At 51.1% G+C, this 6,083-nt stretch carries 5 protein-coding genes; 1 reads left to right on the top strand and 4 read right to left on the bottom strand.

Annotated features, from left to right (window positions below):
- Positions 1-240 precede the first annotated feature (240 nt).
- On the bottom strand, positions 241-852 hold the full coding sequence (locus QZR21_RS01955; protein ID WP_296098487.1) for a DNA-3-methyladenine glycosylase I: 612 nt from the start codon (positions 850-852) through the stop codon (positions 241-243).
- Between the two features lie 423 nt (positions 853-1,275).
- On the opposite strand from QZR21_RS01955, the gene QZR21_RS01960 reads away from it, so the two are divergent.
- Positions 1,276-2,049, top strand: a complete 774-nt coding sequence (locus tag QZR21_RS01960; protein WP_296098489.1) for a class I SAM-dependent methyltransferase — start codon at positions 1,276-1,278, stop codon at positions 2,047-2,049.
- A gap of 562 nt (positions 2,050-2,611) precedes the next feature.
- Here QZR21_RS01960 and QZR21_RS01965 read toward each other — a convergent pair.
- From QZR21_RS01965 to QZR21_RS01975, 3 genes are all read right to left on the bottom strand, one after another.
- Positions 2,612-3,139 (bottom strand): NUDIX hydrolase, encoded by a 528-nt coding sequence (locus tag QZR21_RS01965; RefSeq protein WP_296098491.1) that lies wholly within the window; start codon positions 3,137-3,139, stop codon positions 2,612-2,614.
- 222 nt (positions 3,140-3,361) lie between these two features.
- Positions 3,362-3,808, bottom strand: a complete 447-nt coding sequence (gene dut / locus QZR21_RS01970) for a dUTP diphosphatase (RefSeq protein ID WP_296098492.1) — start codon at positions 3,806-3,808, stop codon at positions 3,362-3,364.
- Positions 3,805-5,895 (bottom strand): polyribonucleotide nucleotidyltransferase, encoded by a 2,091-nt coding sequence (locus QZR21_RS01975; protein ID WP_296973494.1) that lies wholly within the window; start codon positions 5,893-5,895, stop codon positions 3,805-3,807. Before QZR21_RS01975 ends, dut begins: the two co-directional genes overlap by 4 nt.
- Positions 5,896-6,083: the final 188 nt, after the last annotated feature.

Raw genomic sequence — 6,083 nt, forward strand, 5'->3', positions numbered from 1 at the left:
AGGGCTCCTCTCCTTATGTGTGAAAGATGAAATGTATGTTATATGTATATTATAGCATTGGAATGAACGGCCTGCGGCTGTATACGTATTGGTATATCCTCCCATGCGTACGGATGGGGCTGAAGGTGGTGGGTGAACTGCGCTTTGCTCGTTCACCGGGTGGTGGCTTTGCCGGGGCAAAGCGGGGGCATAAGGTGCAATAGGCTGCACCGGGCTGTGGCCTTTGGCCGAAGGCTGACATCAAAGTTTCCCTTCCTTGAGCCCAAGCGGCAGCCTTAGCCCTGGCCGAAGGCCAGAGTCCTTTCCTTTAAAACACCCGTCCTCGTGGGAATCGATCACACCCACTGCCTGGAGGTAGGAACAGATAATGGTGGTCCCCACGAATTTCATGCCCCGTTTCTTCAGGTCTTTGGAAATAGCATCCGACAGGGGAGATGAGGTCTGTCCGGTCTCATGGAGTACCTTTCCCTCCGTCCAGTGCCAAAGGTATGCGTCAAAGGTTTTCCATTCCTTACGGATAGCAAGAAATGCCTTCGCATTCCCCACGGCCGCTCGGATTTTAAGACGGTTCCGGATAATTCCTGCGTCCTGCCGGAGGGCTTCCATCTTTTCCTCCCCGTACCCAGCCACCTTTTCCAAATCGAATCCATCGAAGGCGCGCCGGAAGTTTTCCCGCTTATTCAGGATGGACTCCCAGGAAAGGCCGGCCTGGAAGGACTCCAGCAGCAACATTTCAAAAAGCTTTCGGTCATCGTGCACCGGCACGCCCCATTCTTCATCATGATATCTGATATACAGTGGATTCTTCGGATTTGCCCAGAAACACCGTCTCTTGCCATCAACCCATTCCATAGAGCTGCCTCCCTTTATTCATCTCTATATATTGTATCATGGCCGACAGGCATCATTGATAGAGGGGCCTGTAAAGTTTTACTACAGCATTGAATATTTATCATACATTGCTATCTGGATGAAATTGGGAATAAAATAGAAACGACAGTTGATTCATGTGTAAACGAATGGGACCCTGCGCATTGAGAACTTTGTGTATTGGCGGGACAGATCCTTCTGTCCCTGTCTATAGTCATTTCTCAGCCCGGTTAGCAGTTTCTTTTAGAAAGGAAACAACTGCCAGAGTCAATTTCACGTTATAACGCAGGAATCATCATGCTTCCAACTATGGCCAGGTGTTTTACAAAATGGTGATATGAATGATGCACCGCCACAACCACCTTAGTCATAGGCCGCTGCTTTTCTACCTACAAGGAGTCTATCATGAACACACTAGATAAAATCAGAGAATCCTTCACTCTCCAGGCGAAGAACTTCGAATCCGGGGCCATGAGTTTTTCCAAAAAAGACTATCTGGCCCATACAGTCACTTCCCTCCATCTCAAAGGGAATGAGAATGTTCTGGATGCTGCCAGTGGCACCTGCGCCAACGGCCGCTCCATAGCCCCCTTTGCTTCCCATGTTACCTGCCTTGACACTACGAAAGCCATGCTGGATGTGGGAAAAGAGGCAGCCCAAAAAGAAGGACTTTCCAATATGGACTTCAAAATCGGTATCGTAGAAGACATGCCATTTGAAGATAGAACTTTCGATGTGGTCATTTCCCGCCTTGCCTTCCATCACTTTGCTGAAATGGAAAAACCCTTCTCTGAAATGACCAGGGTCCTGAAAAAAGGAGGCACTTTAGCAATCATTGACATGGAAGCGGCATCAGAAGCGCTCCGGGAAAAAGAGGATACCCTGGAAATTCTCAGGGACCCATCTCATGTAAGAAACAGAAGTCTTACAGAATTTCTGGCGCTTTATGAAAAATATGGTTTCACGCTGAAAACAGAAGAACATATCCCCATCGAAGTTTCTCTCTCCGCATGGATGGACCTGACAAGAACAAAAGATGAAAACCGGAAACTCATTATAAAAGCACTTAATGATGAACTCCAAGGTCATGGCAAAACCGGCTTTGCCCCGTTCCTGAAAAAGGGGAACCTCCACTTCATCCAACGCTGGCTCCTGCTGACCGGGGTAAAAGAATTCTAATAACGCACTGTTTAAATCGCTGTTCGATTTCACTCTTGTATTTCCATGGCAATACAGGGATTAATCCGACGCGAATAGCGAGCTATTTAAAGCAGCAGTCCTGCATAGGACTGCTGAGCCAAGGCAAGTTGATTGGCCAGCCGCTAAAAGAAAAGCGTTTTAATAGCAGGTAAAGTGTGAAAGTCCCGCAGGGGCTCGCAAGCCGGTCGCATATTGTCGGCTTTACTGCACATTAAGATGCCTTCCTTCTGTCGATCGGCCGTTCAACTTGCGGCTGGCTTGCACGTCTTATGCATGTCTTGCGCACTTTCTATGCGCATCAAAGCGCCTTTCTTTTACCCTTGGCCAGATTATGACGCAGTATTGCATGAAAATACCTGTATAATCGGACTCTGCAAATTAATCAGCGCTTCCTTAAAACCAGGCATTTGCAAATACTACCTTTCCTTGCCAAAAGTCACTGACAACGCTGGTTTCCTATATTCTCTTCTATCAGAAAACTAAAGGAGTGCCCCTTCTCCAGGAAGCACTCCTTTTTCATAGTTGACATAACTCCAGCATTTTACAATTTATCACGGGCCATGGCAAAAGCTGCGAGTGTCTTGGCGTCGTACATTTTTCCTTCCCCCATCATGTGCCATACTTCTTCCAGGGGGATGGGCAGGACATCCAGAAATTCTCCTTCGTCCAGGTGCTGTTTCGTATGAACCAGGTCAGTGGCCAGGTAGAGGTGGATGGTTTCGTTGCAGAAGCCCGGGGTGGTGTAGACGTAGCCCAGTTTTGTCAGTTTTCCCTTATATCCGGTCTCTTCTTCCAGTTCCCTGGCGGCGCACTGGTCCGGTGTTTCTCCGGGGTCCATTTTTCCAGCCGGAATTTCGAGAAGTGCTTCTTCTACGGGGTAGCGGTACTGTTTCACGAAGAGGACTTCGCCCTTGTCGGTCACCGGGATGATGGCGGCAGCGCCCTGGTGGAGCACCACTTCCCGGATGGTTTCCCGTCCTGCCAGTTCTACGGTGTCTTTGAATACGTGGATAATCTGCCCGTCGTAGATGGGGTCGCGGTGAATCAGTTTTTCTTTTTCGATGCTCATAATGATAACTCCTTTACTATGTATATAAGCTGCAGCTCCCTATTTGTGAGAAGTGGCTAAGGGGGGAACGCCTGACGGCGAGGTGTCTCAGGGGTAACGGGCTTCGCCCGCGGAGGGCGGTACACATTCCCCCCGACTAAAGGCGTTACCCCTCTGCCACTTTTCTCCTTTCCCCAGCACCCAAAAGGGCAGTGAGAAATCCATTCCTCACTGCCCCTTTTTTTACTTTCCGGTGCTGCCTACGCCGCCGGTCCGTTTTCCTTCGGCCCGGTCGTCGTCGGTCTTTCCGTATTTCTGGAAAATGCCCTGGGCCACCCGGTCGCCTTTGGCCACGTGGAAGGGTTCTTTTCCCGTATTGTATACGGCCACCATGATGTGGCCTTCGTTATCCTCGTTATCGTAGTAGTCGGAGTCGATAATTCCGGTGCTGTTGATGAGGATAATGCCATGTTTGATGGCCATGCTGGAGCGGATGTAAATGCCCAGATATTCGTCGCCTTCCATGTAGGCCTTGAGGCCTGTGGGAATGAGGGTGACTTTGCCGGGGACAATGTCCATGTCCGCTGCGCTTTCGATATCGTAACCGGCGCTGGAGGCGGTCTTTCTCACGGGGAGGTGGATTCCCTGCCCTTCGTAGGCGGTTACGATTTCAAACCCCCGGGTCCTCATTTGTTTTTCTTGTCCAGGAGAAGGGCTTTGCGGGACAGGTTGATCCGGCCTTTGTCGTCAATTTCGGTAACTTTGACCATGATTTCATCGCCCACATGGACTACGTCTTCCGGCTTTTCCACTCTGTGGAGTGCCAGCTGGGATACGTGGACCAGACCTTCTTTGCCTGGAAGAATTTCTACGAAGGCGCCGAATTTCATGAGCCGTGTTACCCGGCCGAGGTAGGTTTCTCCGGCTTTCACTTCATGGGTGAGGCCTTCTACGATTTTCTTTGCCTTCTGGGCTGCTTCTTCGTCGGTGGAGGAAATGTAGACGTGGCCGTCTTCTTCGATGTCCAGCTTCGTGCCGGTTTCATCCTGGATCTTATTGATGGTCTTGCCGCCGGCACCGATGACTTCGCGGATCTTGTCTACGGGGATGGTGATGGCAATGATCTTCGGTGCATAGGGAGACAGGTGGTCAGCCGGTTTGTCGATGCACTCTGCAATCTTTCCGAGGATAAAGATCCGTCCTTCATGGGCCTGTTTCAGGGCCTGCAGGAGGATGTCACGGGTAATGCCGTGTACTTTGATATCCATCTGAATGGCGGTGACGCCCTTTGCGGTGCCGGCTACTTTGAAGTCCATGTCGCCCAGTGCATCTTCCATGCCCTGGATATCGGAGAGAATACTGAATTTGCCGCCGTTTTCGATGAGGCCCATGGCGATGCCTGCAACCGGAGCTTTGATTGGTACGCCGGCATTCATGAGAGACATGGTGCTGCCGCATACGGAGGCCTGGGAGGAGGAGCCGTTGGATTCAAGGATTTCAGAAACTACGCGGATGGCATAGGGGAATTCTTCTACCGAAGGAATGACCGGACGGAGTGCCCGTTCTGCCAGGGCGCCATGGCCGATTTCGCGGCGTCCCGGTCCCCGGGATCCCTTGGTTTCGCCGACGCAGTAGGACGGGAAATTGTACTGGTGGATGTATCTCTTTTCGGTGATCGGGGTGAGGTCATCGATGATCTGGGTTTCAGACATGGGGGCCAGGGTGGTGACAGAGAGAGCCTGGGTCTGGCCGCGGGTGAAGAGGGCACTGCCGTGAACTCTCGGGAGCAGTCCTACTTCGCAGGTAATCGGACGGATTTCGGTGAGCTTTCTGCCGTCCGGGCGAATGCCTTCATTGGAAATGGAATCCCGAACGATCTGCTTGGTCAGGTGGTCCAGACTTTCTGCCACGTCAGCACCGTTGTCGGGGTAAATATCAGCGAAATGTTCTTTGGCTGCTTTCTTGACAGCGTCAATGTTGCCGTCTCTTCTCAGCTTGTCGGCGTCGAAAATGGCTTTCTTCAGGTCAGCGGTGGCATAGTCAGCTACGGCCTTTTCGATTTCTTCCGGAATTTCCGGGAAGACGAGCTTCCGTTTTTCCTTGCCCACTTCGGCAATGATCTTCTTCTGGAAACGGCACAGTTCTTTAATGGTTTCATGACCAAAGAGGATAGCATCCAGCACTTCTTCTTCCGGTGCTTCGTTGGCGCCGCCTTCAACCATCATGATGGCTTCTTCCGTACCGGCTACGGTGATGTTCATGGAAGAAGCAGCCAGCTGTTCCCGGGTGGGGTTCACCACATACTGGCCATCCACACGGCCGATGCGGACGCCGGCGATGGGGCCGTCCCAGGGGAAATCGGAAATGGCAATGGACAGGGATGCGCCCAGCATGCCGCACAGTTCCGGCGCATTGTCATAGTCCACGGAAAGAACCGTAGCCACCACGTGCACGTCGTTCCGGCATCTCTTATCAAACAGGGGGCGGAGAGGACGGTCGATGAGACGGGCATTCAGGATTGCGGAATTTCCTGGACGGCCTTCCCGGCGAAGGAAACCGCCAGGCATTTTGCCGACGGCATACATTTTTTCTTCATAATCTACGGTGAGCGGGAAGAAATCGGTTCCTTCCTTCGGTTCCTTGCTGACAGTAGTCGCAACGAGCACCACGGTGTCACCGTATCTGACAAGGCAGGCACCATTGGCCTGTTTGGCCATCTTACTGGTTTCAATAATAAGCGGACGACCGGCTAAATCCATCTGAAATGTCTTGAACATTCCTTTTCCTCCTGTAGGTAATAAATTCTCTTTTTCACGTATTTTATCATTATATTATATAAGGCCCCCACTTCACAAGGGAAAAGTTGGAAGAAAAGGATGGGCTGGCGTACAAACGGCATGAGTTAGGAGTTAGGGAAACGCTGATTAAATGGGCTTTTTACAAGCGCTAATTATTCACAGCCATT

The sequence above is a fragment of the uncultured Dialister sp. genome, from assembly GCF_900541605.1.
Taxonomy (GTDB): Bacteria; Bacillota; Negativicutes; order Veillonellales; family Dialisteraceae; genus Dialister.

Coding starts and splice junctions, on each gene's coding strand:
- QZR21_RS01955 (WP_296098487.1), bottom strand. CDS start 852: ATGGAATGGGTTGATGGCAAGAGACGGTGTTTCTGGGCAAATCCGAAG.
- QZR21_RS01960 (WP_296098489.1), top strand. CDS start 1,276: ATGAACACACTAGATAAAATCAGAGAATCCTTCACTCTCCAGGCGAAG.
- QZR21_RS01965 (WP_296098491.1), bottom strand. CDS start 3,139: ATGAGCATCGAAAAAGAAAAACTGATTCACCGCGACCCCATCTACGAC.
- dut (WP_296098492.1), bottom strand. CDS start 3,808: ATGAGGACCCGGGGGTTTGAAATCGTAACCGCCTACGAAGGGCAGGGA.
- QZR21_RS01975 (WP_296973494.1), bottom strand. CDS start 5,895: ATGTTCAAGACATTTCAGATGGATTTAGCCGGTCGTCCGCTTATTATT.